Below are 16,269 nucleotides of genomic sequence, written 5' to 3'. Positions count from 1 at the left end.
TTAAATCTACTTCTTCAGTACCATTTTATAGTGCATCATACCTGCCTCTTCAAACTCCGGCCCCACTTTTTTAAAGCCAAAGCGCTGGTATAGGCTAACAGCAGGCGTTTGTGAGTTGAGGTAAACATAACCGGCATTTGCAGGCAGATCTTCCAGTACAGCCTTTACAAGGGCCTGGCCCACGCCAAGACCCCGAAACTTTTCTAATACGGCAAAACGCTCCAGTTTATATCCATCGGCAGTTTTGCGCCAGCGGGATGCACCGGCAGGTTCACCATCAACCTTAGCTAAAAAATGGTGAGCTTCATCTTCGTTTGCCCGTTCCAGGTGAGCGGGGCAGTTTTGGCCTGTCACAAAAACCTCATGCCTTATGGCAAAAGCCTTTTCCAGATCGGCAGGGTTATTTATTTTGTTTACTTGTACTTGTTTTTGCACTTTTATAATGCGCTTTAGATTTGATTTTTGTTAACTTTTCGTTATGATTCTCTTCGGCGGCATCAATTGAATGTGTACATAAAATATCGTCCTCTTTTTCTGCCAGATCAGATATTTTTACGTAAAATTTATGCAGCTTATCAAGCTCATCTTCTGTAAGGTCCTCAATATCAACCATACGGTTACTCGCGCCCTCGTGCGATGCAAGCAACTCATTCAACTTTAAATGTATAGCTTTAGAATCTTTATTCTGCGATTTTTGGATGAGAAACACCATTAAAAAAGTAATAATAGTAGTGCCTGTATTAATTATTAACTGCCATGTATCCGAGTATTTAAATACAGGGCCGGTAACCAACCATACTATAATGGTGCAAATAGCAATAATAAAAGCGGCAGAGCTGCCGGTTGCGGCTGTTGCCCAGTTTGCAAACCGTTCAAATAGATTTTTCTTTTTCTTTGCCATTGTATAAGCCTATATGTTGAATAATCTTACAACTAAAAAAAACCGCCAATGTTTATCACATGGCGGTTTTTTATTCCTGTTTGTTTTACTTTGCTTACAGTTTGCTGTTAACGTCTATACAGTTAAGATCGCCAAAAGCTTCAGTTAACCTTTTTACAAAGCTTTCTTCGGCCTTGCGTAACCAAACGCGTGGGTCATAATATTTTTTGTTCGGAGAATCTTCACCTTCAGGGTTGCCAATTTGTGTTTGCAAATAACCTTCTTTAGCCTGGTAGTAATCGCGGATACCTTCCCAGAATGCAAATTGCATATCTGTATCGATATTCATTTTGATGGCACCGTAAGATATCGCTTCGCGAATTTCTTCCTGGCTGGAGCCCGAACCACCGTGGAATACAAAGTTGATAGGCTTCTCGGCAGTAAGCTTATGTTTCTCTTTCAAAAACTCTTGTGAGTTATGCAGGATAACCGGTTGTAATTTAACATTACCCGGTTTATAAACACCATGTACGTTACCAAATGCAGCGGCAATAGTAAACCGGTGGCTAACTTTAGAAAGTTCTTCGTAAGCGTAGGCCACCTCTTCCGGTTGGGTATATAAGCGAGAGCTATCAACATCAGAGTTATCAACGCCGTCTTCCTCGCCGCCGGTAACACCAAGCTCAATCTCTACCGTCATGCCCATTTTAGCCATGCGCTCAAGGTATTTGGCAGATATTTCAATATTTTCTTCAATAGGCTCTTCAGAAAGGTCAAGCATGTGCGATGAGAACAACGGCTTGCCGGTTTCAGCAAAAAATTTCTCGCCATGTTCTAACAAGCCATCTATCCAAGGTAACAATTTTTTAGCGGCGTGGTCGGTATGCAAAATTACGGCTACACCATAATGCTCGGCTAATAAATGCACGTGTTTAGCGGCCGACACAGCACCTAAAATGCAGGCCTGTAGTTTCGAGTTATCTAACGATTTACCCGCGTAAAACTGCGCGCCGCCATTAGATAGCTGAATAATAACAGGCGATTTAACAGCTGCTGCTGTTTCCATTACCGCGTTAATAGTGTTTGTGCCGATAACGTTAACGGCAGGTAAAGCAAACTGATGTTTTTTAGCTGCTTCAAATAGTTCCTGCACTTGGTCACCATGCAGAACACCTTTAATATTTTTTAAATCCATGAGCGTATGTTTGGGCCTCGAAGTTATAAAAATTATGGGTTTTACCTATATCATTATTAAAGTTTTAGCTAATTATGCTAAGCTAAATGCCAATAAATGTGCATAAAACCTTACTACCGCTTTATATAGGGTGTTATTTTTACACTTAGCTCCCTCTTAAAAACACCCGCAACAACTTTAACTTCTGTTAACATTTACAAACTTGTTGTGATATTTTTTGTTTCTTTGCAGTACTTGAAAGACTTAGAAATAGACATGGCGTGGTTTAAGCGAGAAATAAAAGGGATAATTACAACTACTCAGGAAAAGAAGGAAGCCCCGGACGGCATCTGGAATAAATGCCCTAACTGTAAAAAACCTTTACACTATTCTGAACAGGTTGAAAACCAATACGTTTGCCACTATTGTGGTTATCATTTACGAATTGGTTCTAAAGAATATTTTTCTGTTTTGTTTGATGACAACCAATTTACCGAACTGTTTACCAATCTGCACTCAGGCGACCCTCTTCACTTTACTGATACCAAAAAATATACCGACAGGTTAAAAGAAACTAAAAATAAAACCGGTTTAACCGATGCTATCCGCGCCGCCCATGGTAAAATGAACGGCCAGGAACTGGTTATTGCCTGTATGGACTTTAACTTCATTGGCGGATCCATGGGATCAGTTGTGGGCGAAAAGATAGCACGTTCTATCGACCACAGTATCGAACATAAAATACCTTTCCTGATGATCTCAAAATCGGGTGGCGCACGTATGATGGAAGCGGCATTCTCGTTGATGCAAATGGCCAAAACATCAGCTAAACTTGCTTTATTAAGTCAGGCCAAAGTGCCCTATATATCATTACTAACCGACCCTACTACAGGTGGTGTTACCGCATCATACGCTATGCTTGGAGATATAAACATTGCCGAACCGGGTGCATTGATAGGTTTTGCAGGCCCAAGGGTTATTAAAGAAACCATTAAAAAAGATCTTCCTAAAGGTTTTCAAACTGCGGAGTTTGTTCAGGAGCACGGTTTTCTTGATTTTATTGTAGACCGCAGGGAAATGAAAGAAAAGCTGGCATCATTTTTAAAAATGCTCGCCCCGACTGTTGCTAAAGAAGAAAAGATTGAGCCCCAGGCTTAATAACATCATTATCCATAAAAAAGGCCATTCGTTAGTTTTACGAATGGCCTTTTCTTTTTGGTTTTGTCATGCTGAGCGACAGCGAAGCATCTGTTATAGAACTTACAAAAGATTCATGCTTTAATTTCGTTTAGCATGACAAAGTAATTTGAGGCTTAAATACCCTCGGTGCCCGGCTCGTGGCCTAACATACGGCCTGTTGTACGGCCCTGCTCACGGCTGGCAAAATCTGTTTTAGTTGCTGCACCTGTTGACGGGAACTCATGTCTTTCTGGTGGAGTCACATCATTTTGTTCGCTAAATGAAGTATCTGCACCTTCCTGCTGTTGTTCCTGCTCGTTTTGCTGGCTATATCCTGTGCCTTCGTTATCCGTCTGGCGTTCTTCAGGGTTTTCGTTTGGATTTTGGTTCGGAGTGTATTCCGGGTTTCTTTCGTTGCTTTCCATGGTTTTAGTTTTTAATTGTTAATTAATAAACAATCAAAAACAAGGCCATCTTTTAATATTTTTGAAATTAACGGCAAAAATCTGTTATCCAATCTCAAATCACATACCTACTTACAGTAAAACCTTTTCGGAAACAAAATAACTGTTGCGAGAGTGGCTGGCAGTGCCTAACCCATTACCAGCCGAGCCGGTATCCTCAGACAGGTCATCGTCTGTTTCTTCATCATCAACAAAATCATCGTCAACAAGTTCATCATCATCGGGTACGTCATCACCTGTTGCCAGATCAAGATCGTCGTCGTCGTCAGACAAGTCATCATCTGTTGCCAGGTCATCGTCATCATCCGGGCTGTTGGCACCACGCATGCTTTCGTTTGATGAATAGCTTCCCGGAATATTCCCACCACCGCCTTCTGTGTCATCAAGGCTGTTTTCGTCGATGCCGCTATCTTCATCAACATCATCGCTGTAGTTGCTGTCTGTAGTATTGCCGGTGTTGCCCGGGGTACCAAAAGAATTTGAGCCGCCGCCCTGGTTCTGATTATCTAAATCATCATTCAAGGCATTTTCATAATTAGTTATCATAGGTTTATATTTTATATGTACCTATATAACCTCCAAGCCCTAACAATTGTTTAATTTATTTCTAAAAAAGAAAATATATTAATTAGAATTAAATCACAACCGCGCAAAGTTCTTTTAATTTTGAAACGGTAAAGTCCACCTCATCTTTGGTATTATACTTAGAGAATGAGAACCTTACAGATGGCCTGTCGGGGTTTGCGCCAATAGCGGTTAGTACATGCGAGCCAATATCTGTACCCGAACTGCAAGCGCTGCCACCCGAAGCTGAAATGCCGGCAATATCCAGATTAAACAACAACATATCGGCCATTTCCATCTCGGGGAACGACACATTTAGCACGGTATATAAACTTTTGGCAGGATCTGTCTCTCCATTAAATTCTACTCCAGGGATGTTTTGTTCCAATTGCGCCTTCATATAGCTCTTAAGGCCCTGTATCTGGGTTTGATGGGCATCCATATCGGCGTAAGCCATTTCAAGCGCTTTGGCAAGGCCTGCAATACCGTAAACGTTCTCGGTACCGCCCCGCATATTGCGCTCTTGCGAGCCGCCGTATATCATCGGATTAATTTTAACCTTATGGTTGATGTGCAGGAAGCCCACGCCTTTCGGCCCATGCAGCTTATGCGCCGCGCAAACCATAAAGTGCAATTTAAGCTTGCTAAGATCGTGCTTATAGTGGCCAACAGTTTGTACTGTATCGCTATGGTATAAAGCGCTGTATGCGTCGCAAAGCTCGCCTACGCGCTCAATATCCGTAAGGGTGCCTAACTCGTTATTGGCGTGCATAAGCGATACAAAGCTGCGCTCGTTATTTTTAAGCAGTGTTTCGAGGTGATCGTAATCTACATTGCCTTTGTTATCTACATCAGCATAGCTTAATTTGATTACGCCGGCCTTCTCCATAGCCTGCAGCGTATGCACAACAGCGTGGTGCTCAAGCTTAGTGGTAATAGCGTGGGTAAGTTTATGGTCGACAATACCGCAACGGATGGCTGTATTATCGGCCTCGGTACCGCCGCTGGTAAAAAAGATCTCGGCAGGTGAGGTATGCAGTAGATTGGCGATGGTTTTGCGCGAACGCTCTATCAGCGTGCGTACCTCGCGCCCATGCGAGTGTATTGATGAAGGATTACCAAACTGGCTTTCCATCACTTTGTACATTTCTTTCAAAACCTCAGGGTCGAGCGCAGTAGTAGCGGCGTTGTCGAAATAAACTCGCATCGTTTTTTAATAATTATGGTCAGTAAAACAACAGGGCACATCTGTGGAAGTTCCCCAACCCCACAGGTCGCCCTGTTACTCGTTTAAATTTAATATTTCTTTTATATCTGTGATGATCTTGTTGGCCAGATTATCTGCAACCGCTTCAGAATTTGCTTCGGAATAGATGCGGATTATAGGCTCGGTGTTTGACTTACGCAGGTGCACCCATTGCTTATCAAACTCTATTTTTAAACCATCAATGGTAGAGTGCGGCTGTTTCTGATATTTTTCTTCAACCTTTAACAACAACGCGTCGATATCCATCTCCGGAGTTAAAGTGATCTTATTTTTTGAAATAAAATAGCTTGGGTAAGATGCCCGTAAAACCGATACCGGCTTGCCGTAATTAGCCAAATGAGTAAGAAACAAAGCTATACCCACCAAAGCATCGCGCCCGTAATGCAACTCGGGATAAATAACCCCGCCATTGCCTTCTCCACCAATAATGGCATTAACCTCCTTCATCTTGTTTACCACGTTAACTTCTCCTACGGCTGCAGCATGGTATTCGCCACCGGCAGCCTCGGTAACATCGCGCAGCGCACGTGTTGATGACAGGTTTGATACCGTATTTCCTTTTGTATTCTTCAACACGTAATCGGCAACGGCAACAAGGGTGTACTCCTCGCCAAACATAGTACCATCTTCGCAAACAAAGCAAAGGCGGTCAACATCAGGATCAACAGCTATACCCAGGTCAGATTTGGCTTTTTGAACCTCTTGCGACAAGGCAACCAGGTTCTCCGGCAGTGGCTCAGGGTTGTGCGGAAAATGTCCGTCGGGCTCGCAATAAAGCTCATGCACAACCTCCACACCTAACGCTTTCAGCAATGCCGGTACAAATATGCCACCTGTAGAGTTTACACAATCAATAGCTACTTTAAAGTTTGCTTTCTTAATTGCGGCAACATCAACTAATGGCAACGCCAATACCTTATCAATATGTTTTTGCAGGTAACTGTCATCATTGGTAACAGTACCCAGGTCGTTTACATCGGCATAAACAAAATCGCTGTTCTCGGCAATTTCTAAAACTTCTTTTCCGTCAACATCGCTAATGAATTCACCTTTTTCGTTAAGCAATTTAAGGGCGTTCCATTGTTTTGGGTTATGGCTGGCGGTAAGGATAATACCTCCCGCGGCCTTTTCGTCCGGCACGGCAACCTCCACAGTCGGCGTGGTTGAAAGGCCGAGGTCTATTACATCAATACCCAAACCCTGCAATGTACCTATTACCAGGTTGTTTACCATACTGCCCGACAGGCGGGCATCGCGGCCCAAAACTATCTTCTTAATACCTGTACGTTTTACCGCCCAGCTACCGTATGCAGAAGTAAATTTCACAATGTCCAATGGGGTTAACCCGTCGCCGGCTGCACCACCTATGGTACCCCTGATGCCCGAAATTGATTTTATGAGTGTCAAAACGTGTAGATGATTAAGCCGCAAAAATAACAATATTTAAATGATAGCATTGTAAAATTCACATACTTTTAGGTGTTAATTTATTAGCTATATTTACCAGCTGCTGAGAACACTAAGTATTATCTTATAAAAGCCAATGCCCCATTTCCTGCTAAACTTTGACCGGCATTTATTTTACTTTATTAATCACGATCTGTCAAACGCTTTTTTCGACGGCTTGATGCCATTGATGCGCAACCCGAAGTTTTGGATACCGCTGTATCTGTTCATTATTATTTTTAGTGTTTGGCGATACAAGAAGCAAGGGGTTATATTGGTAGTATTTTTATTACTCGCCGTTGGCTTTGCCGATTATACCAGTGCCAGCATTATTAAGCCTACCATAGGCCGCCTGCGCCCCTGCCGCGACCCGATAACAGGCCCAACAGATATTAACCGCGTTGCATGCGGAACGGGCTACAGTTTTCCATCTACCCATGCTACCGACCATTTCGCCATAGCCACATTTTTGAGTTTCCTATTTTTTAAACGATGGAGATGGATATTACCCGCAACCCTCTTTTGGGCAGCTTTAATTTGCTTCGCACAGGTTTACGTAGGTGTACATTATCCGCTTGATGTAACCGGCGGGGCTATTTACGGCAGTTTGGTGGGTATTTTGTTTGTGGTTGGATTTCGGAACGTGGCGCCGGGGTTTAGGGCATAGGCTGTTGGTTTACTCACTCCGCGGCACTATGTGCGCGCCCCTCTCTGCTGCGTAAAGGGTGTGAGAGAAAAAATTAAGCTTATCCCTCTTTCCGCCGCAGGCGAAGAGAGGGTGGTCGAGCGAAGCAATGACCGGGTGAGTAATCGCCGGGCGACAGGCTCTGCGCAACAAAAGGCAATCACTATACAAATAGCCCTCCCAAGGGAGGGAATTATGCCTAACAAAAAAGGGTGCTTACCTTAGTAAACACCCTAAATATTTTGTCTTGATTCCTGACTCTAACAGTCTTGAATCTCCCACCTATCCTCGCATCTTATCCAGCAGGTCGCTTAGCTGGCCGGCTTCTTCCTCTGTAAGATTTTTCTTGAACAGGTCTTTTGTTTTGAAGCAGGCATCCATTTTCTTAAGAATATCTAAACCCTCATCGCTGATGCGGATATCGACAGCACGGCGGTCGCGTGAGTTGGTGCAGCGCGATACCAGGCCCTTTTGTACCAGGCGGTCGACAATACGCGATGCGTCAGACATTTTATCTATCATCCTGTCCTTTAACAAATTTACTGTGGCCGGCTTAGGGTACTGCCCGCGTAAAATGCGCAGGATATTAAACTGCTGTTGGGTAAGCTTATAACGCTCAAATTCGGGGCGCATATAGTTGTTGATCCAACCGTACGTATAATTCAGATTAATTACCGCCTTATGGTAATTATCCTCAAAATTCGTGCTTTTTATATCTTCCTCTATTCCCATGATTTAACTATTCGGCAAATATAACCTATTTATCTTTTTGTTTTTTGTTCAGTTTTATGCTCTCCCTTAAAATTCCACGGGCAGTGCAGGCATTGGTTTTTACAACAATAACCGCGCTTTAAATGGTACTCTTTTGTAAAAACGAAATTACCATCCTCATTTATATAATAATCAACATTCTCCTGTAGCATCAGCTCAGCAATTTCACAAAAATATCATTATTAAAATAATTTTTAAGATGCGTGCCGTCGCCATGCAATGTCCAGATCTCCTGTGGCCCGGTTTGTTCAATGGTTTTAATAATATCGTTCCAGTCGGCATGATCAGATATGTATAACGTATCCTGGTTGTTCACCTGTAAATTCTTCCAACCGGAAGCAAACAGCCGCTTTACCCCCGTTGCCCTTATATAACTGTCAAAAGTAAATGGCGGCACTATGTACACCCACTCCTCTTGTGTTTTCATGAGTTTACGGCTATATATTTGATGGCTGCCTAACTCAAAACCCAGTTTTTGATAAATGGCGTTTATAGGCATAATGCGGTGATGCACCAATATCTTTTTTTGCGGCGCATGATCGTTTATCATCCTGATCAAACGCTGGGCCTTACCCAAGCTGTATGCACCAAGCAGAATATTTATTTTAATATCGCTCAGCTTTTTAATTTCCTGTAGCGGGTTGGGATGCGCGGTGCTGGGGTCGGCAAAGGTGCTCTCGGTTATCAGCACATCCGCTTTTACAAATTCAAACGGCTCGCAGGTATCGTCCGGCTGTAGTTTATAATCGCCGGTATATAGGTATCTAACACCTTTGTACTCCATTAATACCTGTGCCGAGCCCGGCATGTGCCCTGCGGGGATAAAAGTTATTTGCACATCGCCAATGGTAAACGGCGCATTATAAGCCGATAAATAACTTGCTTTAGCCGCACCTTTGCCGTAGCGTAATTGCATAAAGGCATAAGTGGCAGCAGTTGTGTAAACGTTTATATTGCCGCTTTTAGCATGATCTGCATGGGCGTGGCTTATCATTGCATTGCCAACAGGCAGTTGCGGATCGAGATAAAAGTCGGCATAACGGCAATACAGGCCATTGGCATTAAAGGCAATAAAATCGTTTAATATCATGAATTTTGCTGGGCGATGGTTAAGTACAGCTTGTGCAATTTTAATACTTGTGGTATAACAAGCTGCGTATCATCATTTATAATAACATCATTTGCCAGAGTAAGCTTTTTTTCTTCGGAAAACTGGCGGTCGTTACGGCTTTTAACTTCGTCTGCTGTGATACCATCGCGCTGCGTGACACGTTTAATGCGAATATCCAATGGCGCCGTAACCATTATAGACCTGTCACATAATTTATAAGAATCACTCTCAAAAAGTATGGCGGCTTCTTTTAACACATATGGCGCATGCTTTTGGTTTTTTACCCATTTATCAAACGCACTAAAAGTAGCGGGGTGTACCAGCTCGTTAAGCTTTACCAGTTCGTCTTTATTATTGAACACAATAGCTGCTATGTACTTACGGTTTAGGCTACCATCGGCAAAATAGGCTTCGTTGCCAAAAGTTTGCTTTATAGAGGCAACCAGTTCGGCATCGGCTATCATCACTTCTTTAGCCGCGTCATCGGCGTAAAAAACCGGAATGCCCAATACCTCAAATATTTTACAAACGGTGGTTTTGCCGCTCCCTATATTACCGGTGATACCAACTTTAAACATTTATTTTTTGATGATAAAATCTATATTTTGAGGCATTATCTTAACCACTTTACTGTATGATGGCGACCTTGTAACCTTTACAGGCAACACGGTATATCCGTTATTACGCCATAGGTCCAGGTCGGCTACGGCTTCAAAATCGTCTTCGTTCAAGTCGGGATAGTTAGTGAGCGATGTTGTAAAAGTAACCTTAACCTTTTGCGGAAATATCTTTACATCGTAATACTTATGATTATTTACAAGCTTTACAGGCACCTCTATCGTTTTTTCGGTGTATTCATCTATTGGGATATTTACCATAACGCTTTTGGGTAAAACACTAAGGTTCCCCTCTTTTACACCCTGCAATTTTACACGGCCATAAAAATCCTCGTTGGCATCGTTTAGCTTAACGGTATCCGTTTTCCAGCTGATAATTTTATTTATCATTTCTGCCGGGCCGCTAATGGTAACGTACCGGGGCTTAATATTCACATTGTCTGACTGGGCAAACTGCTTTTGGTAGTTTATTGCCTGTACCAGTTCTACCGGTACACGTTTAACCGTGCGACTGCTAAAATCAAAAAATAAGGTATCGGGCGTGAGGGCAATAATATCATGTTCCATATCCCTGCCGGCGTTTATTTGCTTTAGCTGAGAACTAAGTACCACATAATTTTTAGTATCCAGCGTGTGCAGATCAACAGTGATGGCCTTTTTCTCATCATTCATCCTAAACATCAGCATTTGCCAGCCGGTGCCCTGCACCAATGCGTTAACCGTATCTGGCTGTAACGGGTGAAAAGCCCGTTTCTGGGGCACGTTCTTAAACACCACAACCTGCTTAACGGTGAATTTGTATGGATTGGAAAGCGTGGTAAACATCCACGCTACAATGGCTATCACCAGGCAGGTTACAAAGGCTGATAACCGCCGGCGCTCAATTGCAGATAATTTGATTATTGCCATTTTGTGATACTTAAAGCAGAAAGCGAAAAGCAGAAAGCTGATTGTTATCCGCCTTAGCTTTTCGCTTTGTAATATCGGGTTATAGCTTAAAGCTTTACGCTTGTAGCTTATTTACTTGCTACCGGTGTGTTTAACGCTTTTGAAGCATCTAACGAAATGGCAGATTTATCGAAACGGATACGGCCACCGCCTTCTGTTTCGATAAGAAAGGTGGTTTCGGCAACTTCGTAAATTTTACCATGTATCCCGGCGGTAGTAATAACTTTATCGCCTTTTTTAAGCTCGTCAACGTATTTTTTCTGGTCTTTTTGTTTCTTAACCTGCGGGCGGATCATGAAAAAGTAAAACACAATGGCAATTAAACCAAACATGATCAATTGCTGGTAACCTAAGCCGCCCCCGGCTTGTAATAGAACTGTAGCTATCATTATAAATTAATTAGTGTGTAAGTGATTTAGTGAAGAAGTAATTTAAACTTCACTAATATGTAATTATTTTGCAGGCTTCTCAGCTGTTACTTCGCCAATTAAATGTACCATGCTTTGCGCAGGATTGGTGTTGGCGGTAATGGTAATTTGTTTATCCTGTAAACCCATTTTGTGCGCGCTGTCAAAAGTAACCTTTACGGCACCTTCGGCACCAGGTTGTATTGGTGTAGCAGGCCATTCTGGTTTTGTACAGCCACATGTAGCTACTGCATCTTTAATAATTAATGGCGATTTACCTGTATTAGTAAACTTAAATGCATAGGTTACTTTTTCGCCCTCTTTAATTTTACCAAAGTCGTGCGTTTCTTTTTCAAACTTCATAACAGGCGCATTGGTAGCGCTTGTGTTGCCATTGTCGGCTACGGCGGCTTGAGCATTTTGGCCGGTTTGGTTACAGGCCGATGTAAATAGCGCGCCTGCAATAATTGCACATAAAAACAGCTTTTTCATTTTATATTATTGATTTACTGATTTACCAATTTATTAATTTTTCGAATAATAACAGGCAGATACCTAATCTCCAATCACTAACCTTTATTCAATTAATCCCCTGCCTATTTTCTTGATCTTCTTCTGCTCTTTCAGCTCAAATAAAATCTTGTCTAATATACCGTTTATAAACGAATTACTCTTAGGCGTGCTAAACTCTTTAGAGATCTCCAGGTACTCGTTAATGGTAACCTTTACCGGTATAGATGTAAAGTTAATAAACTCTACAATGGCCATCTTCATCAATAATGTATCCATCATGGCAATACGGTCCGGCTCCCAGTTTTGGGTCTTCTCGGCTATCAGCTCCTGGTAAGCGGCATCATTACGGATGCTTTGCTCAAAAAGATTTATCACAAATTCCCGGTCCTCAACCCAGTTGCCGCTAATTTCTGCCAGTTTATTTTCGGCGTAGTTGTCTGACGAAAAGTTTTTGAATGTTTTAGCGATCAGTGCCTGCAGTACCTCGCGGTCAACCGGCCAGTAAATAAATTTATCCTCAAAAACCTGCTCGGCTAATGACGATTTTAGGATCACCTTTTTAAAGATGAACTTAATGATGTCTTTATCTGTTTGTAGGGTATCGTCGGTTTTTGCAATGTATTCTGCATAATCCGTCGAATTTTTCAGCGTGGTGAAAAGTGATTTGGCAAGCTCAGGATCAAACGACCATTCAACTTTATACTTTTTAAGTGCTAAAAGATAATCGCGGTTCTCTTTTAACGACAGCAGGAAACGGTTACTCATGATCTTAACGCTCGCGTTAAGGTCTTCTGCCGTTGGTAAGTGCTTGTTGGCCCTTTCTGCCGCATCTGTTTCGCTGTAATCTATCACTTCGCTTATTAGCGATAACATCCAGATGTACATTTCAAAAACCTGATCGATGCTGCTCAGCAGGTTTTTTTCATGCGCTTTGATGTCTTTTTTGTCTGACTGGTGGAACGCGTACAGCGATTGTAACACTTTTACCCTAAGGTGCCTTCTGTTTAACATGTTGTAAGAACGATTAAGCCCACACCGGGGCTATGATAAATTTTAATAGGTTGATTTTACTTTTTTAATATCTGCAATACGTTTTTCGGCTATTTTGTTTGCCGCATCAGTAGTAGAAATGTTTTCCAGCTTAGAAAGTTTTAAAACGTTGCGGGTAGCTTCATAAATATTTTCGGTAAGCTGCATGGTGCGTTTTTTACTAAAGCCCATCAGCTCCGAGTAACAGTTAATAATACCACCCGCGTTTATTACGTAATCGGGTGCAAACAGGATGCCTTTCTCCAGCAACATTTCGCCATGTACGCGTTCGTCCTGTAACTGGTTATTGGCCGACCCGGCGATGATGCCGCATTTTATTTTGGCAATAGTTTCGGTATTGATGGTAGCCCCTAAAGCACAAGGCGAATAAATATCCGCGTCGATATCAAATATTGAGTTATTAGAAACCGCTTCGGCACCATACTTTTTAGATACCTGCCGGGTACGCTCATCGTTAATATCACTAATGTAAACCTTGGCGTTTTCGTCGCGGAGCAGCTTTACCAGGTTTTCGCCAACATGGCCAATGCCCTGCACAATTACCGATTTGCCGGTAAGGCTATCGCTGCCAAACTGTTCTCTAACACAGGCTTTGATACCCATGTAAACACCTTTAGCCGCAATTGGCGATGGGTCGCCGCTGCCGCCCAAACTCTCGGGTATGCCGGTAACATGCTGGGTTTCCATGCGTATGTACTCCATATCGCGCGGATTGGTGCCTACATCCTCAGACGTGATAAACTCGCCGTTAAGGTTTTTAATGAAGCGCCCAAATTTACGCATCATGGCCTCGTTCTTATCCCTGCGCGAATCGCCGATGATAACCGAGTAACCACCGCCCATGTTTAAACCGGCAATGGCACACTTGTAGGTCATGCTTTTAGATAGTCGCAAAACGTCGTTCAAAGCATCGCCTTCGGTTTTGTAGGCCCACATACGGGTGCTGCCAAAAGCCGGGCCAAGCGTAGTATCATGTATCGCTATGATAGCTTTTAAACCGGTGTCGGGGTCGCTGCAGTACACAACTTTTTTGTGTCCGAAGGCATCCAGCTGGTTAAATATACTATCGGTAAGTTGTTGAACAGACATTTGCGACGCGAATGGGTTAATTATAGTTGGGCAAAAGTAGAGGTTTTTTTTTGTGTGACAAAGTTAAAGTCGGAAAGTGGGCAGCGGTAAAGCCGGAAACTAAACATTATGGCTTCTTTTTACTTTAGAGTTACTATTAAACATGTACTTTTGAGACACAAGGCAGCATCGTCGTCCAAGCTTTACTGTCTTTCGGGATTAAACACGAATGAAAGACCTCGCATACCTAAATAAATTCTTTTATAAATATCGCTGGCGCCTTGTACCGGGCGTGTTGTTTGTTATTATATCAAATATCTTCGCTGTGCTGCCTGCACAGGTTATACGCGTTGCTTTTGACCTCGTTACCGAAAATATTGGCGTTTACCAGCTATTTGATGGGTTTAACAGGCAGGAGGTTATTTACGATATTTTTGGCAGCAGCCTCTTGCTGTTTGGTATATTGGTATTAGTGCTGGCATTATTACGTGGTTTGTTCCTGTTTTTTATGCGGCAAACCATCATCCTCATGTCGCGTCATATCGAGTACGATCTAAAGAACGAGATCTATGCGCATTACCAGGTATTATCGCTTGCTTTTTACCGCCGTCATAACACCGGCGACTTAATGAACCGCGTTACCGAGGATGTAAGCCGTGTACGCATGTACCTTGGGCCGGGCATTATGTACACTATAAACACCGTTGTGCTGTTTGTATTGGTTATATACGCCATGCTTGCTGTAAACGTGCGGCTGGCCATATTTTCGGTTCTGCCCCTGCCCATTCTGGCAGTTATTATATTTTATGTGAATACGGTTATAGAATACCGGAGCGAAAAGATCCAGCAACGCCTGTCAAACTTATCCAGTTTTGTTCAGGAAAATTTTTCTGGTATCAGGGTCATCAAGTCTTTTGTACGCGAGGGCTATGTACGCCAAAGATTTGCCGCCGAAAGCGAAGATTACAAAACACAAAGCATGGCTATGGCCAGGGTACAGGCGGTATTCTTCCCATCTATGCTCTTGCTTATTGGCTTAAGTAACGTTATTACCATTTATATCGGCGGCGTAGAGGTAATGAAAGGTAATATTACCCCTGGAAACATCGCCGAGTTTATAGTTTACCTTAATATGCTGGCTTTCCCGGTAATTTCATTAGGGTGGGTAACCTCACTAATACAACGTGCCGCTGCATCACAAAAACGTATTAACCAGTTTTTACACGAAGAGCCGGAAATTAAATCGCCAAAGGCGGCCAACCATACCCTTGCCGGTAAAATAGAGTTCAGCAACGTTTCATTCAACTACCCGGACACTGGTATTACCGCGCTAAAGAATGTTTCGTTTACCGCTAACCCCGGTGAAATGGTAGCTATTATTGGCCGCACAGGTTCGGGGAAATCTACCATAGCCAACCTTATTATGCGTATGTATGATACCACCGGGGGTGAAATATTGATAGACGACAAGCCCCTTACCAAGCTCAACCTTGATAATTACCGCTCGCAGATAGGCTTTGTACCACAGGAGGTTTTTCTTTTCTCTGATATTATATCACACAACATAGCCTTTAGCGCCGATGTATTAGATATGCCAAGGGTAGAGCAGGCCGCGAAGGATGCTGCCGTTTACAATAACATTATGGAGCTGGAGAAGGGCTTTGAAACCCTCATTGGGGAGCGCGGTGTTACACTATCCGGCGGGCAAAAACAGCGTGTAAGTATAGCAAGGGCCATAGTAAAACACCCGCAGGTGTTGATTTTTGATGATTGCCTTTCGGCTGTAGACACCCGTACCGAAGAAGAAATACTAAGCAACCTGGGCCGCATAATGCAGGGCAAAACCAGTGTAATTATATCGCATCGGATCTCTACCATCAAAAATGCCGACAATATCCTGGTGATTGACAACGGCGAAATTGTTGAGCAGGGTACCCATAACCAGCTAATGGAACTTAAAGGACCATACTTTGAGTTATACGAAAAACAATTGCTTGAAGAAGAGGAACGAGCTTAAAACGCAACACTTTACTCTTTATTAGCGTAAAAGATTGAGATGAAGGCTTATTTATGCCCCAATTAAATACTTGCAATTAGTTTTTTATATATATTTATGCCACTAAAA

19 protein-coding genes are annotated in these 16,269 nt (G+C 42.7%); 3 read left to right on the top strand and 16 right to left on the bottom strand.

Annotated elements, in window-relative coordinates; translation table 11 throughout:
• Positions 1–6: 6 nt before the first annotated feature.
• The 3 genes from ACFQZI_RS04720 to fbaA all read right to left on the bottom strand — a co-directional run bounded on the left by ACFQZI_RS04720 (position 7) and on the right by fbaA (position 2,075).
• On the bottom strand, positions 7–435 hold the full coding sequence (locus ACFQZI_RS04720; protein ID WP_377139075.1) for a GNAT family N-acetyltransferase: 429 nt from the start codon (positions 433–435) through the stop codon (positions 7–9).
• Positions 401–901: a low affinity iron permease family protein gene (locus ACFQZI_RS04715; RefSeq protein ID WP_377139072.1), complete on the bottom strand. Its 501-nt coding sequence runs from the start codon at positions 899–901 to the stop codon at positions 401–403. Before ACFQZI_RS04715 ends, ACFQZI_RS04720 begins: the two co-directional genes overlap by 35 nt.
• 94 nt (positions 902–995) lie before the next feature.
• Positions 996–2,075 carry a class II fructose-bisphosphate aldolase gene (fbaA, locus tag ACFQZI_RS04710; protein ID WP_377139070.1) on the bottom strand — a complete coding sequence of 360 codons (1,080 nt, stop codon included), beginning with the start codon at positions 2,073–2,075 and terminating at the stop codon, positions 996–998.
• Positions 2,076–2,330: 255 nt separating this feature from the next.
• Here fbaA and accD point away from each other — a divergent pair, with 255 nt between their 5' ends.
• Complete coding sequence (gene accD, locus ACFQZI_RS04705) at positions 2,331–3,212, top strand: acetyl-CoA carboxylase, carboxyltransferase subunit beta (RefSeq protein ID WP_377141734.1); 882 nt, start codon at positions 2,331–2,333, stop codon at positions 3,210–3,212.
• Between the two features lie 155 nt (positions 3,213–3,367).
• On the opposite strand, the gene ACFQZI_RS04700 is transcribed toward accD, so the two are convergent.
• From ACFQZI_RS04700 to glmM, 4 genes are all read right to left on the bottom strand, one after another.
• Complete coding sequence (locus tag ACFQZI_RS04700; protein ID WP_377139068.1) at positions 3,368–3,658, bottom strand: hypothetical protein; 291 nt, start codon at positions 3,656–3,658, stop codon at positions 3,368–3,370.
• Positions 3,659–3,769: 111 nt separating this feature from the next.
• On the bottom strand, positions 3,770–4,243 hold the full coding sequence (locus ACFQZI_RS04695) for a hypothetical protein (protein WP_377139065.1): 474 nt from the start codon (positions 4,241–4,243) through the stop codon (positions 3,770–3,772).
• Between the two features lie 88 nt (positions 4,244–4,331).
• A complete protein-coding gene (locus ACFQZI_RS04690; protein WP_377139062.1) occupies positions 4,332–5,468 on the bottom strand; it encodes a cysteine desulfurase family protein in 1,137 nt (378 codons plus the stop codon).
• A gap of 75 nt (positions 5,469–5,543) precedes the next feature.
• Positions 5,544–6,935, bottom strand: coding sequence for a phosphoglucosamine mutase (glmM, locus tag ACFQZI_RS04685; protein WP_377139060.1), 1,392 nt, complete (start codon positions 6,933–6,935; stop codon positions 5,544–5,546).
• 136 nt (positions 6,936–7,071) lie between these two features.
• On the opposite strand from glmM, the gene ACFQZI_RS04680 reads away from it, so the two are divergent.
• Positions 7,072–7,641, top strand: a complete 570-nt coding sequence (locus tag ACFQZI_RS04680) for a phosphatase PAP2 family protein (RefSeq protein ID WP_377139057.1) — start codon at positions 7,072–7,074, stop codon at positions 7,639–7,641.
• Positions 7,642–7,941: 300 nt separating this feature from the next.
• On the opposite strand, the gene ACFQZI_RS04675 is transcribed toward ACFQZI_RS04680, so the two are convergent.
• The 9 genes from ACFQZI_RS04675 to ACFQZI_RS04635 form a co-directional block, all read right to left on the bottom strand.
• Positions 7,942–8,391: a MarR family winged helix-turn-helix transcriptional regulator gene (locus ACFQZI_RS04675; RefSeq protein ID WP_377139054.1), complete on the bottom strand. Its 450-nt coding sequence runs from the start codon at positions 8,389–8,391 to the stop codon at positions 7,942–7,944.
• Between the two features lie 29 nt (positions 8,392–8,420).
• Positions 8,421–8,582, bottom strand: a complete 162-nt coding sequence (locus ACFQZI_RS04670) for a DUF5522 domain-containing protein (protein WP_377139052.1) — start codon at positions 8,580–8,582, stop codon at positions 8,421–8,423.
• Positions 8,582–9,520, bottom strand: coding sequence for an exonuclease (locus tag ACFQZI_RS04665; RefSeq protein WP_377139049.1), 939 nt, complete (start codon positions 9,518–9,520; stop codon positions 8,582–8,584). Before ACFQZI_RS04665 ends, ACFQZI_RS04670 begins: the two co-directional genes overlap by 1 nt.
• The gene (gene coaE / locus ACFQZI_RS04660; protein ID WP_377139047.1) at positions 9,517–10,119 is read right to left on the bottom strand and encodes a dephospho-CoA kinase; all 603 of its coding nucleotides are present in this window, start codon (positions 10,117–10,119) and stop codon (positions 9,517–9,519) included. The genes ACFQZI_RS04665 and coaE overlap by 4 nt, the downstream gene beginning before the upstream one ends.
• The gene (locus ACFQZI_RS04655; protein ID WP_377139045.1) at positions 10,120–11,067 is read right to left on the bottom strand and encodes a YbbR-like domain-containing protein; all 948 of its coding nucleotides are present in this window, start codon (positions 11,065–11,067) and stop codon (positions 10,120–10,122) included. It lies immediately after the preceding gene.
• Between the two features lie 107 nt (positions 11,068–11,174).
• A complete protein-coding gene (gene yajC, locus ACFQZI_RS04650; RefSeq protein ID WP_377139043.1) occupies positions 11,175–11,495 on the bottom strand; it encodes a preprotein translocase subunit YajC in 321 nt (106 codons plus the stop codon).
• Positions 11,496–11,558: 63 nt separating this feature from the next.
• Positions 11,559–12,005, bottom strand: coding sequence for a DUF1573 domain-containing protein (locus ACFQZI_RS04645; protein WP_377139041.1), 447 nt, complete (start codon positions 12,003–12,005; stop codon positions 11,559–11,561).
• A gap of 84 nt (positions 12,006–12,089) precedes the next feature.
• Positions 12,090–13,037: a transcription antitermination factor NusB gene (gene nusB / locus ACFQZI_RS04640; RefSeq protein ID WP_377139038.1), complete on the bottom strand. Its 948-nt coding sequence runs from the start codon at positions 13,035–13,037 to the stop codon at positions 12,090–12,092.
• A 42-nt stretch (positions 13,038–13,079) separates the two neighbouring features.
• A complete protein-coding gene (locus ACFQZI_RS04635) occupies positions 13,080–14,165 on the bottom strand; it encodes a Glu/Leu/Phe/Val family dehydrogenase (protein WP_377139035.1) in 1,086 nt (361 codons plus the stop codon).
• 208 nt (positions 14,166–14,373) lie between these two features.
• Between ACFQZI_RS04635 and ACFQZI_RS04630 the strand changes: the two genes are divergently transcribed.
• Positions 14,374–16,161, top strand: coding sequence for an ABC transporter ATP-binding protein (locus ACFQZI_RS04630; RefSeq protein ID WP_377139033.1), 1,788 nt, complete (start codon positions 14,374–14,376; stop codon positions 16,159–16,161).
• The last annotated feature ends 108 nt before the right edge of the window (positions 16,162–16,269 follow it).

The sequence above is a fragment of the Mucilaginibacter lutimaris genome (assembly GCF_042676625.1).
GTDB classification, from domain to species: domain Bacteria; phylum Bacteroidota; class Bacteroidia; order Sphingobacteriales; family Sphingobacteriaceae; genus Mucilaginibacter; species Mucilaginibacter lutimaris.
Note: the sequence above shows the minus strand (reverse complement) of the source record. Positions and strands in the feature narration are given on the sequence as shown.

Excerpts from the sequence above, each read along its gene's own strand:
- ACFQZI_RS04665 (WP_377139049.1), bottom strand. The coding sequence starts at position 9,520 with ATGATATTAAACGATTTTATTGCCTTTAATGCCAATGGCCTGTATTGC.
- fbaA (WP_377139070.1), bottom strand. The coding sequence starts at position 2,075 with ATGGATTTAAAAAATATTAAAGGTGTTCTGCATGGTGACCAAGTGCAG.
- ACFQZI_RS04695 (WP_377139065.1), bottom strand. The coding sequence starts at position 4,243 with ATGATAACTAATTATGAAAATGCCTTGAATGATGATTTAGATAATCAG.
- coaE (WP_377139047.1), bottom strand. The coding sequence starts at position 10,119 with ATGTTTAAAGTTGGTATCACCGGTAATATAGGGAGCGGCAAAACCACC.
- nusB (WP_377139038.1), bottom strand. The coding sequence starts at position 13,037 with ATGTTAAACAGAAGGCACCTTAGGGTAAAAGTGTTACAATCGCTGTAC.
- ACFQZI_RS04700 (WP_377139068.1), bottom strand. The coding sequence starts at position 3,658 with ATGGAAAGCAACGAAAGAAACCCGGAATACACTCCGAACCAAAATCCA.
- accD (WP_377141734.1), top strand. The coding sequence starts at position 2,331 with ATGGCGTGGTTTAAGCGAGAAATAAAAGGGATAATTACAACTACTCAG.
- ACFQZI_RS04645 (WP_377139041.1), bottom strand. The coding sequence starts at position 12,005 with ATGAAAAAGCTGTTTTTATGTGCAATTATTGCAGGCGCGCTATTTACA.
- ACFQZI_RS04715 (WP_377139072.1), bottom strand. The coding sequence starts at position 901 with ATGGCAAAGAAAAAGAAAAATCTATTTGAACGGTTTGCAAACTGGGCA.
- ACFQZI_RS04635 (WP_377139035.1), bottom strand. The coding sequence starts at position 14,165 with ATGTCTGTTCAACAACTTACCGATAGTATATTTAACCAGCTGGATGCC.
- ACFQZI_RS04680 (WP_377139057.1), top strand. The coding sequence starts at position 7,072 with ATGCCCCATTTCCTGCTAAACTTTGACCGGCATTTATTTTACTTTATT.
- ACFQZI_RS04630 (WP_377139033.1), top strand. The coding sequence starts at position 14,374 with ATGAAAGACCTCGCATACCTAAATAAATTCTTTTATAAATATCGCTGG.
- ACFQZI_RS04670 (WP_377139052.1), bottom strand. The coding sequence starts at position 8,582 with ATGCTACAGGAGAATGTTGATTATTATATAAATGAGGATGGTAATTTC.
- yajC (WP_377139043.1), bottom strand. The coding sequence starts at position 11,495 with ATGATAGCTACAGTTCTATTACAAGCCGGGGGCGGCTTAGGTTACCAG.
- ACFQZI_RS04675 (WP_377139054.1), bottom strand. The coding sequence starts at position 8,391 with ATGGGAATAGAGGAAGATATAAAAAGCACGAATTTTGAGGATAATTAC.
- ACFQZI_RS04655 (WP_377139045.1), bottom strand. The coding sequence starts at position 11,067 with ATGGCAATAATCAAATTATCTGCAATTGAGCGCCGGCGGTTATCAGCC.
- ACFQZI_RS04690 (WP_377139062.1), bottom strand. The coding sequence starts at position 5,468 with ATGCGAGTTTATTTCGACAACGCCGCTACTACTGCGCTCGACCCTGAG.